Source organism: Candidatus Phycosocius bacilliformis (assembly GCF_003112735.1).
Classification (GTDB): Bacteria; Pseudomonadota; Alphaproteobacteria; order Caulobacterales; family Aquidulcibacteraceae; genus Aquidulcibacter; species Aquidulcibacter bacilliformis.
This window is the reverse complement of the sequence record NZ_BFBR01000008.1, coordinates 86,161-102,053: the sequence shown is the minus strand read 5'-3', so window position 1 is coordinate 102,053 and position 15,893 is coordinate 86,161. Positions and strand designations below refer to the sequence as shown.

At 55.4% G+C, this 15,893-nt stretch carries 15 protein-coding genes; 11 read left to right on the top strand and 4 right to left on the bottom strand.

The annotated features are described in order from the left end of the window. The first annotated feature begins 104 nt into the window (after positions 1-104). The gene (locus PbB2_RS12825) at positions 105-833 is read left to right on the top strand and encodes a DnaJ C-terminal domain-containing protein (RefSeq protein ID WP_192576330.1); all 729 of its coding nucleotides are present in this window, start codon (positions 105-107) and stop codon (positions 831-833) included. Between the two features lie 3 nt (positions 834-836). On the opposite strand, the gene rsmD is transcribed toward PbB2_RS12825, so the two are convergent. Further along, positions 837-1,430 (bottom strand): 16S rRNA (guanine(966)-N(2))-methyltransferase RsmD, encoded by a 594-nt coding sequence (gene rsmD / locus PbB2_RS12820; protein ID WP_272949237.1) that lies wholly within the window; start codon positions 1,428-1,430, stop codon positions 837-839. Continuing rightward, positions 1,430-1,978 (bottom strand): DUF1003 domain-containing protein, encoded by a 549-nt coding sequence (locus tag PbB2_RS12815; RefSeq protein ID WP_238165009.1) that lies wholly within the window; start codon positions 1,976-1,978, stop codon positions 1,430-1,432. Before PbB2_RS12815 ends, rsmD begins: the two co-directional genes overlap by 1 nt. Before the next feature lie 76 nt (positions 1,979-2,054). Here PbB2_RS12815 and grxC point away from each other — a divergent pair, with 76 nt between their 5' ends. From grxC to PbB2_RS12780, 7 genes are all read left to right on the top strand, one after another. Beyond that, positions 2,055-2,309, top strand: coding sequence for a glutaredoxin 3 (gene grxC / locus PbB2_RS12810; protein ID WP_108985726.1), 255 nt, complete (start codon positions 2,055-2,057; stop codon positions 2,307-2,309). Between the two features lie 2 nt (positions 2,310-2,311). Further along, complete coding sequence (locus tag PbB2_RS12805) at positions 2,312-3,130, top strand: carbon-nitrogen hydrolase family protein (protein ID WP_320410535.1); 819 nt, start codon at positions 2,312-2,314, stop codon at positions 3,128-3,130. Then, positions 3,127-3,606, top strand: a complete 480-nt coding sequence (locus PbB2_RS12800) for a DUF1178 family protein (RefSeq protein ID WP_108985724.1) — start codon at positions 3,127-3,129, stop codon at positions 3,604-3,606. Before PbB2_RS12805 ends, PbB2_RS12800 begins: the two co-directional genes overlap by 4 nt. Before the next feature lie 111 nt (positions 3,607-3,717). Then, complete coding sequence (locus PbB2_RS12795) at positions 3,718-5,367, top strand: amidohydrolase (RefSeq protein WP_238165008.1); 1,650 nt, start codon at positions 3,718-3,720, stop codon at positions 5,365-5,367. A gap of 452 nt (positions 5,368-5,819) precedes the next feature. Then, entirely contained in the window at positions 5,820-8,861 is a 3,042-nt protein-coding gene (locus PbB2_RS12790) for a TonB-dependent receptor (protein ID WP_108985723.1), read from the top strand. A 203-nt stretch (positions 8,862-9,064) separates the two neighbouring features. Then, the gene (alaS, locus tag PbB2_RS12785; RefSeq protein ID WP_108985789.1) at positions 9,065-11,710 is read left to right on the top strand and encodes an alanine--tRNA ligase; all 2,646 of its coding nucleotides are present in this window, start codon (positions 9,065-9,067) and stop codon (positions 11,708-11,710) included. Next, a complete protein-coding gene (locus tag PbB2_RS12780; protein ID WP_108985722.1) occupies positions 11,711-12,166 on the top strand; it encodes a hypothetical protein in 456 nt (151 codons plus the stop codon). A gap of 17 nt (positions 12,167-12,183) precedes the next feature. On the opposite strand, the gene PbB2_RS12775 is transcribed toward PbB2_RS12780, so the two are convergent. Next, positions 12,184-12,588 carry a PIN-like domain-containing protein gene (locus PbB2_RS12775; protein ID WP_133245803.1) on the bottom strand — a complete coding sequence of 135 codons (405 nt, stop codon included), beginning with the start codon at positions 12,586-12,588 and terminating at the stop codon, positions 12,184-12,186. Between the two features lie 3 nt (positions 12,589-12,591). Further along, the gene (locus tag PbB2_RS12770) at positions 12,592-13,245 is read right to left on the bottom strand and encodes a DUF433 domain-containing protein (protein ID WP_108985720.1); all 654 of its coding nucleotides are present in this window, start codon (positions 13,243-13,245) and stop codon (positions 12,592-12,594) included. Between the two features lie 350 nt (positions 13,246-13,595). On the opposite strand from PbB2_RS12770, the gene PbB2_RS12765 reads away from it, so the two are divergent. The 3 genes from PbB2_RS12765 to PbB2_RS12755 all read left to right on the top strand — a co-directional run bounded on the left by PbB2_RS12765 (position 13,596) and on the right by PbB2_RS12755 (position 15,892). After that, the gene (locus tag PbB2_RS12765) at positions 13,596-13,958 is read left to right on the top strand and encodes an Mpo1-like protein (protein WP_108985719.1); all 363 of its coding nucleotides are present in this window, start codon (positions 13,596-13,598) and stop codon (positions 13,956-13,958) included. 96 nt (positions 13,959-14,054) lie between these two features. Continuing rightward, positions 14,055-14,858 carry a peroxide stress protein YaaA gene (yaaA, locus tag PbB2_RS12760; RefSeq protein ID WP_108985718.1) on the top strand — a complete coding sequence of 268 codons (804 nt, stop codon included), beginning with the start codon at positions 14,055-14,057 and terminating at the stop codon, positions 14,856-14,858. Next, positions 14,858-15,892: a patatin-like phospholipase family protein gene (locus PbB2_RS12755; RefSeq protein ID WP_108985717.1), complete on the top strand. Its 1,035-nt coding sequence runs from the start codon at positions 14,858-14,860 to the stop codon at positions 15,890-15,892. Before yaaA ends, PbB2_RS12755 begins: the two co-directional genes overlap by 1 nt. The last annotated feature ends 1 nt before the right edge of the window (position 15,893 follow it).

The following is a 15,893-nucleotide window of genomic DNA, read 5'->3' as shown; positions in this document are numbered from 1 at the left end:
TTTTGCCGCAGATGCAAAAAGCCTGCAAAATTCCCCGATAAAATTTTGAATTTTCGACACCGAATTTACAGGTCATTAACCGTGCCGAGACGATGGTCCTGACCATGTCTTCTCCCTATGCCATCCTCGGGCTTGAGCCCAATGCTGACCCACGTGCCGCCAAAGCCGCGTTTCATGCCGTTGCCAAAGCGTGCCATCCCGATGTTAACGCAGACCCTCAGGCGCGCCAGCGTTTTGAAGAGGCACGCGAAGCCTATCGGGTGATTACATTGGGGGCGGCCTCCGCTGATATTGGCCGTACTGGCAGCCCACGTGCTGGCCGCATGACCGAGATTGATCTTGAAGTCTCTGTTTGGATTGCAGCCCGCGGCGGCTCGGTAAAAGGGTCCTGCCCGCTGGGCAAAGCCAGCGTCCGTGTTCCTGCGGGAGCACGCTCTGGCGACCGCATTATCGCTCGGATTGGCAAGACAGATGTCGCCTGTGTCATCCGCATCGCCGATACAGATGGCTTCGAAATAGATGGTGGCAATCTTGTCACCAGCCTAACTTTGTCGGCCGTGCAAGCGCGATCTGGCGGGGGCGTTGAAATTGAAACGCCAATGGGTCGCCTCCGTCTCAATGTACCCAAGGACACCCAAGACGGTGATCGACTGTTGGTCGCCGGTCGTGGCCTTCCTGCCACCAGTGGTCGCCCGGCAGGCGATCTGTATCTAGATGTGGAAATCATCGAGACCATGACCGATCGAGCCGTTGCTGCGCTCGACAAGATTCTCGCCAAGGCTCGCCGTCCTCGTGCCGGATCCGGGCTCTTGGGTCAGGACCAAGTGGCCTAGCTTTTAGCCTGTCCACTCGATCATCAAGATATCTGCGGCCCCATAGGTCCGGCTGTCGTGAAGCCTGTATCGAGGATCTATATGGGCAGGGTCTAAAGTGGTCTCTCCCCGCCCCCGCTCAACAATCACGCAAGCGCGTGTGGCCAGCCACCCCTGGGTGAGGCTAGACAAAGCCGCCCGTTCCAGCCCCTTGCCATAGGGTGGGTCGATAAAGACAAGGTCAAATGGACCATTCGCAGATGGCGGTAACGGCCCAAGATCGCCGGCATCGCGCTTCCATATCCGACTCATTCCCTGTGCCGCGCAGGCTTCGACATTACCCATCAAAGCTGCACGCGCTGCCGGAGCCTGATCAATGAACAGACAGAAGTCGGCCCCGCGTGACAAGGCTTCCAAGCCCAAAGCCCCGGTCCCCGCAAATAAATCCAGCACTTTGGTGCCCAAGACACCCTGTGACCACGGTGCATGTTCAAGCACATTAAATATGGCCTGACGCGCCCGGTCAGCAGTGGGCCGTGTGGCTTCGCCGTCAGGGGCAACCAAGGCCTTGCCTTTCCAACGCCCCGAAACAATCCGCATTTTGCCTTTGCCCTGCACTAGGCCGAACCCGCCAAATGGCGGTCGAGCTTGTCGTGCAACTGGCTGACATGTTCGCGCAACAAGGCGATTTCATGCTCGGCCTTCACATTAACCTCGTAATCCATGCGCGTGGTCAGACGATCCTTATCGGCTTGCCGGTTCTGCGCCATCATGATGATTGGGGCTTGGATGGCCGCCAGCATGGAGAGGATCAGATTGAGAAAGATGAAGGGATAGGGATCAAACCTATCCTGTCCGTGCAGAACAACCACATTAAGCCCCGCCCACAAGATCAGGAAGATGACAAAACTGATCACAAAGCCCCAAGACCCCCCCACTTCGGCAACTCGATCTGCAAGCCTCTGGCCAAAAGTTGTCTGAGATTCAAAGGCTTCATTGGCATCTTGGGTAACATGTACCCTGTGGGCTATGGCACAGATCAAGGCCTGATCATGCGCGGACAATCTGGAAAATCCACCTTCTTCGAGCAGCATCTTGCCAAGCAGATGGGCCTGATCAGGACTGAGGTCGTTGTTGGGAAGCAAGGAAGAGTGGGATTCGCGCATGGCAGGGGGCTCCAAATCAAGCTAATCCTCTCTATATAAGCGTCACGAAAACCACAAATTCCAAAGGATTGCTTCGATGGCAGCTGTTACCATCTATACCAAATACTTCTGCCCCTATTGCGAACGGGCTTTGGCACTTCTGGAAAAGAAGGGGGCGGACATCACCAATATTGAGGCTGCCTCCAACCCGGAGGTCCGGGCCAAGATGAATGAGCTGAGCGGTCGGAATACGTTCCCGCAAATCTTCATCGGAGATACCCATGTCGGGGGCTGCGATGATCTGATGGCATTGGAGGCCCGTGGCGGCCTTGATCCCTTGCTGGCGGGCTGACGTTGGTCAAAGTTGCCGTCATTCAATTGCGCACCCCAGCACGGCTTGAAGCCGCGCGCGCCCAGTTAGAACCGTTACTTGCACGAGCTGCAAAAGCCGGCGCGGAACTTGTCGTCACGCCGGAAGGCACAAATATCCTCCAGCGTGATCGGGATCGGTTCGCCGAAGAAGCTTTGTTTGAAGACGACGAAGACGCCCTTAATTGGTATGGGGCCCAAGCGCACAGACATGGTTTCCACCTGCTGATCGGATCAGCTTTGCTGAGGCGGCGCAGTGGTAAGGCAGCCAATCGCAGCCATTTGTTTGGTCCCGATGGCAAGCTCTTGGCGACCTATGACAAAATCCATCTGTTCGACGTCAATCTGGGGGCAGGTCAGGAGACACGTGAAAGCCAAGCCTATGAGCCCGGCGATACAGCGGTGGTGGTCGATGCTGCCTTTGGCAAGCTGGGACTGACCATTTGTTATGATGTGCGCTTCCCACACCTTTTCCGTGATCTGGCCAAAGCTGGCGCGCAGATCATCGCTGTCCCCGCAGCCTTTACGGCGCCAACTGGCAAAGCCCATTGGCATGTGTTGTTGCGCGCCCGCGCGATTGAAACCGGGGCTTTTATCCTGGCTGCAGCCCAAGGCGGCAATCATGAGGATGGCCGGGCAACTTTTGGCCACAGCATGATCGTAGCACCTTGGGGTGAAATCATTGCCGAATTGGACCACGACAACCCTGGTATCCTATTGGCCGAACTTGATCTGGACAGGGTTATCGCAGCGCGGACCAAAATCCCTTGCCTCACCCATGATCGGAGTTATCAGGCACCATGATCAAATATGCGCTGCGTTGTGATCAATCCCATGACTGGGAAGCCTGGTTTGAATCGATATCTGGCTATGAAGCCCAGGCCGCACGCGGGCTGGTTGAATGTCCGTTTTGCGGCTCTACAACGGTTGAAAAGGCCCCCATGGCCCCTGCTGTGGTCAGTTCCCGCACCGATCGCCCAAGCCCGCCTAAAGCCGCTGACACACCCGTCAATCTTACCAATGGCACAGACAGTTTGAGCCTGCCTGAACCAGTCAAAGCGTTTCTGTCGGATTGGAAGGACCACATCGCCCAGAATTATGATTATGTCGGGGATCGGTTCGCCCGCGAGGTACGTGCCATGCATGAGGGCGAGACTGAGGAACGCCTTGTTTATGGCGAGGCCACGGCGGAAGAAGCCCGCGACTTGATCGAGGACGGCATCAGCGTCGCCCCCCTCCCCGCCCTTGCAAGCCCCAAGCCCGTGCGCGGCCTACATTGACAAAAAGCCGGCACCAGCCGGTCACCATTATAGGGGCAATCACGCTGCGGACATTGACAGCTTTGCGGGGCTCGACGACGCTGTCGGCCGGGTGATCGCAGGAGGTGGGATATGAATCGGCGCGACATGATGATGCTGGGTGCATCTGGCCTGCTGGCAGGACCGGCACGGGCCGAAAACTCATCAAACCGCCTCATCCTGACCGGTGGGCCGATCCATACAGGTTTGCCAGGTCGGCCTGCCGCCCAAGCCCTTGCCATTCAGGGCAGCCGGGTCAAGGCAATTGGGCGACTCAAGGATGTTCGGGCAGCCTTACCGGGCGCGCGTGAGATTGATTTAGCCGGGGCAGCTGCCCTGCCGGGTCTGGTCGATAGCCATGCCCATATGACCGGGATCGGTCTGCGGGAAATGACGCTCAACCTGGATCAAGTCAAATCGATCACTGAATTGCAACAGACTGTGGCTGACTGGGTCGCCCGCCATCCCACCGGGCCGATTGTGGGGCGGGGCTGGATTGAAACCCATTGGCCAGAGGGCCGCTTCCCGACACGCGCGGATGTCGATGCTATTGTGCCGGACCGGCCCCTGCTGCTTGGAAGGTCTGATGGACACGCGGCCCTGGCCAACAGCGTGCTGCTTAAGTTGGCTGGGATTGATGCCAGCACGACGGCCCCGGCAGGTGGGCAAATCCTCAAGGATGCCCATGGCAACCCCACTGGCATGCTGATCGATAATGCCCAGGCGCTGGTGGAAAGCCAGATGCCGAGCCCTGGACCTGACCTGATCCGCGAGGCCTTGATCAAAGCCGATCGGCTTTATGCGTCCCGTGGTTGGACTGGCCTGCACAATATGAGCGTGTCGAGCCAGGATTTGGCTCTTCTCAAGTTACTTGCCGCATCTGGCGAGGTAGGGCTGCGGGTCGACAATTATCTCGATATCGCCTTTGCCGATCAGGTTCTGGCCCATGGCCCCAGTGCGGATCGCACCGGGCGGATCCGCACACGCGGGGTCAAAATTTATTCGGATGGTGCTTTGGGCTCGCGCGGGGCGGCATTGCTTGCCCCCTACGCCGACGCTCCTGATTCCAGTGGCTTGTTGCTGACCGATGAGGATGTGGTGCTATCGGTTTTGCGCCGCGCCAAAAAATCTGGCGCACAGGTCGCCATGCATGCGATCGGCGACCGTGGTAACCGAGCGAGCCTTGACTGGTTTGAGCAGGTTCTTGGCAAGGCGAAAACCAACAAGCGCTGGCGGATTGAGCATGCCCAAGTGGTTTCCCCGCCCGATTTGCCGCGCTTTGCCGCTATGGGGGTCATTGCCTCAATGCAGCCGTCCCATGCCATTGGTGATCTCTATTTCGCCCCGGCCCGTCTCGGTCCAGAGCGCCTGAAGGGGGCCTATGCTTGGACGAGCCTGCTTAGGAGTGGTGCTGTGGTATGTGGGGGGTCTGACGCACCAGTTGAACAAGGCGATCCCAGAATTGAGTTTTATGCGGCCATCTATCGGCATGCACTCAATGGCTATGTCGGGCCCGATTGGGGCTTGGAAGAGCGTGTCAATCGCCAGCAGGCCCTGACCATGTTCACTAAGGCCGCTGCCTATGCCGTTGGCAGTGATGCCCAGCGCGGCACATTGGCCCCCGGCCAAGCGGCCAGCATCAGCGTGTTTTCAACAGATTTCATGGCTGCTAGACCCGCCGATATCCTTTCAGCCAAGACTTTCCTGACCATGGTTGATGGAAGAATTGTCTTTGAGGGTTAAGGCGTAGACGCTGCGCATGACGGACGTCTGCCCTGGTGGTCTTTAGCAATTGGAGCCACGCGACGCTGCGCACAATGGGTGCGCGATCGCATACCCCTGCATGCAAATGCTCTCCGGAGGTGGATAGATTCCAATTCAAGCGAATGTCGTTTGGGTCAAAGCGATCCAGTTCGCCAGGACGTTCATTCAAAGCAAGATATTCCAGCAAACAAAAGTCTGCGGGGTTTCGATGGCGGGCAGACTTTGCGCCCTTGGTCAGGCGGGGTGACAGTCTCAAACAAACTCGATTGATCCGCGTAAATCATTTCTCCCAAGCGCTTTTATAAAATCCACCATCCCATAAATTTCATCTGCCGAAGTGAACACATTTTCGTGATTGACCGATATTTAAGTTTAAATTACCAAAGAGTAATTCAGCTGGCTTCAGCCAAGCACATCAATGGAGGGGATCCATGAATCAATTGATCATGAAAACAGGGCGCTTATATCGGAAAAATGCTTTATTAGGCACAATCATATCAGGCCTTGCCGCGCCATTTTTGATTGGGCTGGCTGGCGCGGGTTTGGTATCGACACCAGCGCTTGCACAGGATTTGACATCAGGCGCAGTGGTCGGACAGGTCAAAGATGGCACCGGAAATCCCATCGCTGGCGCAACCGTCACCTTAACCTCCAAAGCGCAAGGCACCAGTCTTTCGACATCAACCGATGCCAACGGTTTCTACCGCTTTGCATCCAATTCAGTCGGCGACTATCAGCTGCAAGTCTCAAAAGCCGCATTCGAAACCTCTTCCGCCGACAATGTGAAGATAATTCTGGGCAGTGCGGAAGCGGTCGATTTCGTGTTGAGGTCCACCCAGGTCGCTGCCGAAACCGTGGTTGTTTACGGTGCCCGCCGTCGACCCGTCGATTTCTCAGCAACCACCACCGGCATCACCGTCAATGTGCGCGAGACTTTTGATCGGTTGCCGATTGCACGAAATGTTGCCGCAATTCAGCTTCTTGCACCAGGATCAACGGCCGGCGACACAGCCTTTGGCAATGGCGCCTTCTCGGGTCTGGTTTCTTTGGGTGGGGCTTCAGTTGCTGAAAACATCTATTACGTCAATGGGATGAACGTCACCAACTTCCGAACCTTTGAAGGCGGGTCGACAATCCCCTTCGAATTCTATGACCAAATACAGGTCAAGACAGGTGGCTATCAGGCCGAATTTGGTCGGGCGACAGGCGGGGCAGTTGTCGCAGTAACCCGTTCAGGCAGCAACGCGTTTCACGGAGGCCTCAATTATTACATCGAACCGGAAAAACTACGTTCAACCGCCCCAAACACCTATTTGCAACTGAATGAAAAGGACAAACGGACACGCGAAGAGGGCAATGTCTGGCTATCAGGTCCAATCTGGAAAGACCGCGCGTTTTTCTACGGCTTTTATAACGCCCGAAACTTCAAAAATGTCGATGTGTCGGCCGCGCAAAACTCACCCACAGATCGGACCCGTGGCCCGCAGCGCGTCACCGAAACCAAGAGCGATGACCCGTTCTATGGCGGTAAAATCGATCTAAACCTGTTTCACGGACATCGCCTTGAATTCACCTATCTGAACGACCAATCGACCGAAATTGATGAAACCAATACTGCCTCACAATTGGGCGGTGAAACCCGCGTCGCCAAATATACAGGAAAGCTCACCGATTGGATGACGCTCTCAGTATTGTGGGGCGACAATACGTTTGCGCGCACCTCGGCGGGTCCCCTTGATAGCCAAGCCTCCGTTTTGGCGCGCCTGACACCTGCCGGGCAAGTCGATCCCACCAACCAGACTGGTGGCGTCATCCAGCGCGGCAATCCTAATCTCACAATTGATAAGGGTGACGACAAGCGCGAGCTTATTCGTGCCGACCTTGATTTCTATTTTGACCTTGCTGGCAAACACCATCTCAGGGTTGGCTATGATGAGGAAGATTTGCAGGCAATCTCAACCAGATCCTACTCGGGTGGGGTCTATTATCGCTATTATCGCTCTGGCGCGACAGGGGCGCTTGGTGGCCTGATTGCCCCGAACACCAATTATGTTCGGGTTCGCAAACTCAACAGCGGGGGGCAGTTCAAGGCCACCAACAAGGCCATTTATGTTCAAGACGACTGGCAAGTGAATGACCGGCTAAACCTCAATCTTGGTGTTCGCAGCGAAGACTTCACTAATTTCAATGCAGCTGGAGCACCCTTTACAAAGCTAACCAGCCAAGTCGCTCCGCGTATCGGGATCAGTTATGATCTGTTTGGTGATCGGTCGACCAAATTGCTTGGCTTCTACGGTCGCTATTATTTGCCGGTAGCCGCCAATACCAACATTCGCCTCGCCGGGAACGAAAAGTTCACACAGGATTGGTTCCTCTATTCAGCAACCGACTCAACGACGTTGGTCCCGACATTGTCGGGTTCCGCTGTTCTGCAAGAAGTGCTCTCAGATTCAGCCAATGCCAATCCCGCCACTTTGGTAACAAAAAACCTAGAACCACAGTATCAAGATGAGTTCACCCTGGGGATTGAGCATGTCTATGACAATAAGTGGCGTGTTGGTGCGACCCTAATCTACAGGGACCTAAAAAATGTGCTTGAAGATTTCGACGCCAGCTATGTGCAGGCCAATTTTTGTGCCTCGTCGTCGCGACCTGCCTCCATCAGCGTGGCGGACTGCAATAATATGACAATTGGCAGCGGTGGCTACGTCCTGGTCAATCCTGGCAAGGATGTCATCGTTGATGTAGATGCCCAAGGCACAGGCCGACTAACGCAAATCACCATTCCCGCAAAATTGACCGACATTCCCGCTGCTAAGCGGGAATATACCGCCCTTGAACTACGCTTTGAGCGCCCTTGGGATGGCAAATGGCAATTGCAGGGCTCTTACGTGTGGTCGCGCTCTTATGGGAATTATGAAGGCGGGGTGAAATCGGACAATGGTCAGAATGACACAGGTCTGACCCAGGATTTTGATGAACCGGGCTGGATGGATGGGTCAAAGGGTCGTCTGCCGAATGATCGCACCCATAATTTCAAGCTATTCGGAGCCTATGCCATCACAGACAATCTGGTTGCAGGTGCCAATATCCGGGTCAGCTCTGGACGGCCCTTCGGCTGTATCGGTCCTTATCCCAAGAATGATGGGCGCGCCGCGCCAACCACGGTTACAGCCTGGTATTGCAACCCCACCGGTGTTGCCGGTGCAGCGCGCTTGACCCCGCGGGGATCGCAATTCGATGGGGATTGGACCAGCAATGTCGATGTTTCTCTTGCCTATAAGCTCGACGTTGTGACGCTGGGTGAGGCGACTGTGCGACTCGACATTTTCAATTTCTTCAATTCCAAAGAACCAGTTGAGTACAATGAAGTCGGCAATGATGCTGGTGGAACACCGGATCTGTTTTACCGATCCCCTTTGATCTATCAGAACCCGCGCGCCATACGGGTTGGATTTAGCTACGAATTCTAACAAGTCGCAGCTCACCATGATCCGCGCAAAACGGGTCCGGCTTATCGGTCAGGCCCGTTTGTCGTGTCGCCTCGTCAACCGAAAAGCTATCCTAACCCAAACCCTGCAATCGATCTGGTCTGGGCCTTGGCGAGGCGGCTTGGGCTGCCTATAGATTTGCCCACACAAATCAATCGGCACTCAACGTGCCTGGATGGGACATGATGGCCAGCGTCAACGACATTCGCACCGCGTTTTTGGACTTTTTCAAATCCAAGGGTCATACGATTATGGCCTCAAGTCCACTTGTCCCGCAAAACGACCCGACTTTGATGTTCACCAATGCGGGCATGGTGCAGTTTAAGAACGTTTTTACCGGCGCGGAAAACCCGCCTGATCCACCCCGCGCGGTCACCAGCCAAAAATGTGTGCGCGCCGGTGGCAAGCACAATGACCTCGACAATGTCGGCTATACCGCTCGCCATCACACCTTCTTTGAAATGCTCGGCAATTTCTCGTTCGGCGATTATTTTAAGGAACAGGCGATCAGCCACGCTTGGGAATTATTGACCGGCGATTTTGCCATCAACAAGGACAAATTGCTCGTCACTGTCTATCACACCGATGATGAAGCCCGCGCCCTGTGGCGCAAGATTGCGGGCTTGAGTGATGATCGCATCATCTCCATCCCAACCAGCGATAACTTCTGGTCCATGGGTGATACCGGCCCCTGCGGCCCCTGTAGCGAAATCTTCTATGACCATGGTGAGCATATCTGGGGCGGGATTCCCGGTAGCCCCGAGGAAGACGGCGACCGATGGATTGAAATCTGGAACCTTGTGTTCATGCAGTTTGAGCGCCATGCCGATGGCAGCCAAACCAGCTTGCCCAAGCCCAGCATCGACACCGGCATGGGGCTGGAGCGGATTTCAGCTGTCTTGCAGGGCGTGCACGACAATTACGATATCGACCTGTTCAAAACCTTGATCGCCGCTTCTGAAAGCCTGACCGGGGTCAAAGCTGAGGGCGACAAGCGCGCCAGTCATCGGGTGATTGCCGACCATATACGTGCGTCCAGCTTCCTGATTGCTGACGGCGTAACGCCCTCCAACGAAGGGCGCGGCTATGTGCTGCGCCGCATTATGCGCCGGGCGATGCGCCATGCCCATATGCTCGGTGCGCGGGAGCCTCTGTTGCACCGTATTGCCCCGGTCCTGATCGAGGAAATGGGTGCGGCCTATCCCCAATTGCGCCGGGCTGAAGCCTTCATCACCTCGACTTTGGAACAAGAGGAAGTGCGCTTCCGTCGCACCTTGGGTCGGGGACTTGCCCTTCTGGAAGAAGAAAGTGCCGGCCTGTCCAACGGTGAGGAATTGTCCGGCAAGGCGGCGTTCCAGCTGTATGATACTTACGGCTTCCCGATTGATCTGACCCAGGATGTGTTGCGGGCACGTGGCATCGGGGTGGATATGGCTGGATTCAATGCGGCCATGGACGAGCAAAAGGCCCTCGCACGGGCGGCTTGGGCTGGAAGTGGGGAAGCGGGCACCGACGCAGTTTGGCTTACTCTCAAAGACGAACAGGGCGGCAGTGAATTCTTGGGCTACGCCCAGAACGAGGCCAGCGGCCAGCTGGCCGCCATCGTGGTGGACGGTGAGCGGCAGGATGTTTTGTCAGCCGGACAAAATGGGGAGTTGGTGTTCAACCAAACCCCCTTCTATGCCGAGAGCGGTGGCCAAGCCGGAGATCATGGTACGATCCGCTTTGACTCCGGGGCGGTATTTGAGGTGGACGATACGCTCAAGCGCGCGGGGGCGATTCATGGCCATAAAGGTCGATTGGTCTTTGGCCAGATCAAATTGGGCGATGCCGCGACTTTGGCAATCGACACCGAGCGGCGGGCAGCCATCCGGGCCAACCACAGCGCCACGCACTTAATGCATGCGGCGCTGCAAAACGTCTTGGGCCCGCATGTGACGCAAAAGGGCTCGCTGGTTGAAGCCGACCGGTTGCGCTTTGACTTTGCCCATGGTGCAGGCCTCACCCGGGCAGAGATCGACGCCATTGAGGCGGAGGTCAATGCCGTGGTGCGTCAGAATACCGAAGCCTCGACCCGTCTGATGACACCGGATGAAGCCATTGCCGAAGGGGCAATGGCGTTGTTTGGTGAGAAATATGGCGAAGAGGTCCGCGTTCTGGCCATGGGCCGCAAGCTGGATCATACGCCAAAATCCTATTCGGTTGAATTGTGTGGGGGCACACATGTCGGCCGCACAGGCGATATTGGCAGCTTTGTTATCCTGTCAGAAGGGGCTGTGGCCGCAGGCGTGCGCCGCATTGAGGCGGCCACAGGGCAGGCCGCACTTGATCACCTCAAAGCCGAGGCCGCGCTGGCCCGCGCGGCGGCAGAACCTCTCAAGGCGCAATTGCCCGATCTGCCAGCCCGGATCGAAGCCTTGATTGCCGAGCGTAAGCGGCTTGAAAAAGAACTGACCGATGCCAAGCAAAAACTGGCTCTAGGTGGTGGTGGCGGGGCTGCTGCAACGCTCGAAGAGATCAATGGCGTCAAGCTTGATGCTCGCATCTTGGAGGGCATCGGGGCCAAGGATTTGCGGCCAATGGTCAATGAGGCCATCCAGAAACTGGGCACTGGCGTGGTCGCCTATGTCGCAACTGCCGACGGTAAGGCTGCAGTGGCTGTCGCCAGCACTGTGGGCAGCGTCAATGCCGTTGATCTGGTCAAAGCCGCAGTTACAGCCATGGGTGGCCAAGGCGGGGGCGGCAAGCCAGACTTTGCCCAAGGCGGTGCGCCGACAGCAGATGCGGTTGAGGCTGGGCTTGCGGCGGTCAAGGCGGCAATGGGCATCTGAATGAAGGTGCCCACCAGCCATCTGATCCTGATACCGACCGATCCGACCTACGTCCCCCATGACGATCAAGCCGAAGCGGCGGCGGATGCGCTTGAGACGCTGCTGCCCGCGGCGCGCGAAGTCAGTTATGACATGTTTGACGATGTGCGCTTCATTGATGCAGGCGAAGCCTTTGAGGCCATCACCTGCCCGCTCTGCGGGAAGGATGCGCATGGCTGGTGGCCGTCAGCGATGGACCGCGCCGCGGAGAATGAGTTTGAGGATTTGGCAGTGGTGGCAGCCTGTTGCGGCGGGCAAACCAATCTGAACGCGCTTATCTATCAACCCGCCGCCTCCTTTGGCTGCTTCGCCTTGGTTGCCACCAATGCGGGTGTCGGCAAACTCGCCCCCGAAGCTCTTGTCCCGATTGAGGCGGCACTGGGCTGTGCGGTGCGTGTGGTGCGGCAGAAGATTTAGGAGCAGATCCCTATACTCTAGAGTTTACGTACCTTGATAATTCGATCATTTCTAGTAATACGATAAATAAATGGTGCCTTCTCCTGTTTAACAATTCGAATTATCTTCTTGTAAGCGAATATAAATAAGCGTAACTTCTCCCATTTCGGCGCACTGCCGCCATCCAAGTAGAATATACGACCATTGTATTGCTCAACAGCTTGCTTTGCCATGCTGTCATCATGTACTAACTTATCATGAGTTACCACCAGCCACTTCTTTTGGCTGACTACGGCTAGCCATTCATCATCGGGAAGATCGTCTCTGAAGCCATTTTTCTTTTCGGAGTGATACTCAACATTAAACGGCGGCATTGTACTACGTAAGGTTTTTGGCATGGATACGCCAACGCAACGATCAAAGAAAAATGTAATATCAGTCAAATTCTAAGCTGCCTTTGAAAGATGGCCACCTTCAAAACACACAGCCGCCCGCAATTGATCTTCAGGTATTTCGTAATCTTCAGCCAGATCACGATAACTTTCCCCGTGCATAATTCTATCGTAAATTAAGTATGTCGGAACTCCAGCAACATGAGGCGATCCAAATCTCACCCCGGGATCAATGATTATGGGAGAATCCGCCCCTGCCACACGCCATCGAGATACTAAATCACCATCATAATCAAAGTCACGGAACTGCCTGCCAATAACCTCATTCCAAGCAAGCTGCCCGCTTCTATTGCCGATCATCAGATTGCTATGGCAGTCCCTTGTGGCCAAATCTACACCGTCCGTCTTGAGCTCAAGCTTTGCAAAGGGATGGGGGGTCTTGAACTCTTTTGCAAAAAATTCGCGCGCAAGTCTAATCTCTCTTAACTTCATTCCAGCCGCTTTGCAGGCCGACACAACTGCCAATTCAATTAGTTGAAGGTATGAAAGCTTCAATCTTGGACGCCTTGCAGATAGCATGGTGTTCTGATGCCAGCGAGTAACGGTCGCAACACTAACCTTCGCATAACGAGCGGCTTCCCCAACCTCATAGTTGGGAGTCTCGAGACGAGCTCGAAAAAAATCTAATCTGGAGTTGCCTTCGCGCATGGCTCTTTGACTTGCTCAATCAGGATTCTTGTTAACTTTATGATACATGACGGACCAAATAGCAATCAACCTCCGCTTATTTTCAATCATAAGTTATATATACCGCGAGAAATTTCTCGAAACCACGATAGCCGACCTGACTTAATTAAAGGTTGATTTTTGTATCTTAGTAACTTTTCTGGACAAGTTCAATGTAAACTCAATCTCATGCCAGCCTCGCACTCGACTAAACTACCGCCAACTCGACCAGGCTAGATCACCCATGTCCTAGCACCGGCCCCCAATAATTTTTTCCCCAAATAGCCGAATGAGCCCTTGCGCTTCTGGGCGGGCCACCACACATGCACAGCATGACCGACGAACACGCCACCACCACTTCGACCGAAGCACCAAACTCCACCCCTGCCCGCTTTGCGAGCTTTGAGGAGTTTTACCCCTTTTATCTGTCTGAGCACCAAAATGTGATCAGCCGCCGCCTGCACGTGATCGGGACGGGTCTGGTCTGTTTGTGTTTGCTCAATGTCGTCCTGTGGGGCGTCATCGGGGGTTTTGAATATCTGGTTGCAGCGCCCATCGTTGGCTATGGCTTTGCGTGGGTTGGACATTTCTTCTTCGAGAAGAATAAGCCTGCTACCTTCACCTATCCGGCTTGGAGCCTGATGGGCGACTTCAAAATGTTTGGCGAGACCATTACCGGCAAGCGCCCTTTCTAGCCAAGGCCTCCAGGCCAGTCTCCAACACCGACAACACCTTCTGGGGGGCAAGCATCATGCATTGCCCCCTTGGCCAAGCATCCCTATTTTAGGGCCATGCTGATTCTTCTCTCCCCTGCTAAAAATTTGAATTATGAGCCTGTCGCCTTCGAGCTTCCGGCCACAAAGCCACGCCTGGAAGCCGACATTGCGCCACTGGCCAAAGTCACCGCCAAATTGAAGCGTTCTGACATCGCCAAATTGATGCATTTGTCGGACAATTTGGCTGAGCTGAACTACCAAAGATTTCAAGCTTTTGACCCGGCACTAGACGGACCAGAGGTCTTGCAGGCGGCCCTTGCCTTCAATGGTGATGTCTATCAGGGCCTGCAGGCGCGCGATTTGAATGCCGAGGACCTGAATTGGGCGCAAGACCACGTCCGCATCCTGTCTGGTCTTTATGGCCTGTTACGCCCGCTCGATGTGATTGCGCCCTATCGGCTGGAGATGGGCACCCGTCTGAAAACCCGACGCGGTGACAGCCTCTATGATTTCTGGGGTGACCGACTGTCAAAGGCGCTTAATGAGGATCTTGCCGGTCAAGATAGGCCCGTAGTCCTGAACCTTGCTTCCCAAGAATATTTTGGAGCCGTGAACGTCAAAGCCCTGAAAGCCACCGTCCTGACCGCCAGCTTTAAAGAGGTAAAGGACGGCCAAGCTCGGGTATTGAGCTTTTATGCCAAGCGTGCGCGCGGCACCATGGCGCGCTTTTGTATCGACAATCGGATCGACACACCAGAAGCGATCAAAGCGTTTGATCGAGACGGCTATCGCTTTGACCCTTCCTTGTCCAAGGCCAACAATTGGGTTTTCACACGTCCCCAGCCCGAAGGGCCGGTGCTCAGTAAGGATGCGGGGTGATGGAGCGCCCTGCCCTTAACATCGCCCTGCAAGGGGGTGGTGCGCATGGGGCCTTTGCTTGGGGTATTCTCGATGGCTTGCTTGAAGAAGGCCGGTTTGAGATCGCCGCGATCACCGCAACCAGCGCAGGGGCGATGAATGCAGTTGTGTGCGCCCACGGGCTGCGGACACAGGGACCGGAGGGTGCACGAGCAGCCCTGAGCCAATTCTGGAATCGGATCAGCACGGCGCGCGGACCGTTCAGCCCAGTCAGCCTCAACGCCATCCGCAAAGCACTCGACCCGTTTGGCCTTTTCAAGGCCGCCAGCTTTCAATGGTTTGACGCCCTGACCAGCGTGGCAAGCCCCTATGAGTTTAATCCTTGGAATTTCAATCCATTACGCGACATTCTTCAAGATGTTGTTGACTTTGAGGGTCTACGAGCCTCCCCACCCTTCAAAATGTTTATCGCAGCGACCAATGTGAAAAGCGGGCGCGCAAAAGTTTTCAAAACCAATGAGATAACGGCTGAAGTTGCCTTGGCTTCAGCCTGTTTGCCCTATTTGTTCCAAGCGGTTGAGGTGGCAGGCGAGGCCTATTGGGATGGCGGCTATATGGCAAACCCTGCCCTTTGGCCGCTCTTCTATGAAGCCGATTTACCCGATGATGTATTGTTATGTGCGCTCAATCCACAAAGCCTCGACAATGTGCCGCGAACCAGTGCCGCCATTATGGATCGGCTCAACGAGATTACTTTCAACGCCAGCCTGATTGCTGAGTTGCGCGCCATCGCCTTTGTCCAACGCCTTCTCGCTGACGAGGCCATGGGCGATATGCTGAAGGACCGATATCGGGCAGTCAAAGTCCATGCCATCAAGGCCGATGAGGCGCTAAAAGGTTTGGGTGCAGCCAGTAAATTCAACACAGACTGGGATTTCTTAACTGGGCTGCGGGATCAGGGCCGTCTGGCTTGGCAGACTTGGTCGGCCCAACATGGGCAATCTGTTGGACGACATGGTACAGTGGATCTGGCGCGCGATTTCCTCGACCGGTAAG

Bases quoted from the DNA above. Each gene is read 5' to 3' on its own strand.
- grxC (WP_108985726.1), top strand. From the start codon at position 2,055: ATGGCAGCTGTTACCATCTATACCAAATACTTCTGCCCCTATTGCGAA.
- yaaA (WP_108985718.1), top strand. From the start codon at position 14,055: ATGCTGATTCTTCTCTCCCCTGCTAAAAATTTGAATTATGAGCCTGTC.
- PbB2_RS12795 (WP_238165008.1), top strand. From the start codon at position 3,718: ATGAATCGGCGCGACATGATGATGCTGGGTGCATCTGGCCTGCTGGCA.
- PbB2_RS12800 (WP_108985724.1), top strand. From the start codon at position 3,127: ATGATCAAATATGCGCTGCGTTGTGATCAATCCCATGACTGGGAAGCC.
- PbB2_RS12770 (WP_108985720.1), bottom strand. From the start codon at position 13,245: ATGCGCGAAGGCAACTCCAGATTAGATTTTTTTCGAGCTCGTCTCGAG.
- PbB2_RS12790 (WP_108985723.1), top strand. From the start codon at position 5,820: ATGAATCAATTGATCATGAAAACAGGGCGCTTATATCGGAAAAATGCT.
- PbB2_RS12815 (WP_238165009.1), bottom strand. From the start codon at position 1,978: ATGCGCGAATCCCACTCTTCCTTGCTTCCCAACAACGACCTCAGTCCT.
- PbB2_RS12825 (WP_192576330.1), top strand. From the start codon at position 105: ATGTCTTCTCCCTATGCCATCCTCGGGCTTGAGCCCAATGCTGACCCA.
- PbB2_RS12780 (WP_108985722.1), top strand. From the start codon at position 11,711: ATGAAGGTGCCCACCAGCCATCTGATCCTGATACCGACCGATCCGACC.
- PbB2_RS12765 (WP_108985719.1), top strand. From the start codon at position 13,596: ATGACCGACGAACACGCCACCACCACTTCGACCGAAGCACCAAACTCC.
- alaS (WP_108985789.1), top strand. From the start codon at position 9,065: ATGGCCAGCGTCAACGACATTCGCACCGCGTTTTTGGACTTTTTCAAA.
- PbB2_RS12755 (WP_108985717.1), top strand. From the start codon at position 14,858: ATGGAGCGCCCTGCCCTTAACATCGCCCTGCAAGGGGGTGGTGCGCAT.